The organism is Vibrio sp. S234-5 (assembly GCF_000960595.1).
Lineage (GTDB): Bacteria > Pseudomonadota > Gammaproteobacteria > Enterobacterales > Vibrionaceae > Vibrio.
Genome location: NZ_JZAM01000415.1, coordinates 1 through 398, shown reverse-complemented (window position 1 = coordinate 398; position 398 = coordinate 1). Strand labels below are relative to the sequence as shown.

The 398-nt window shown below is 54.0% G+C and carries 1 rRNA gene; it reads right to left on the bottom strand.

Annotated elements, in window-relative coordinates:
- Positions 1-398, bottom strand: a 16S ribosomal RNA gene (locus UF06_RS22620); the annotation flags it as partial.

Sequence of the window (398 nt, the reverse complement as noted above, 5' to 3'; positions counted from 1 at the left end):
ATGCAGCACCTGTCTTACAGTTCCCGAAGGCACTCCCGCGTCGCCGCAGGATTCTGTAGATGTCAAGAGTAGGTAAGGGTCTTTGCGTTGCATCGAATTAAACCACATGCTCCACCGCTTGTGCGGGCCCCCGTCAATGCATTTGAGGTTTAATCTTGCGACCGTACTCCCCAGGCGGTCTACTTAACGCGTTAGCTCCGAAAGCCACGGCTCAAGGCCCCAACCTCCAAGTAGACATCGTTTACGGCGTGGACTACCAGGGTATCTAATCCTGTTTGCTCCCCACGCTTTCGCATCTGAGTTTCAGTATCTGTCCAGTGGGCCGCCTTCGCCACCGGTATTCCTTCAGATCTCTACGCATTTCACCGCTACTCCTGAAATTCTACCCCCCTCTACAG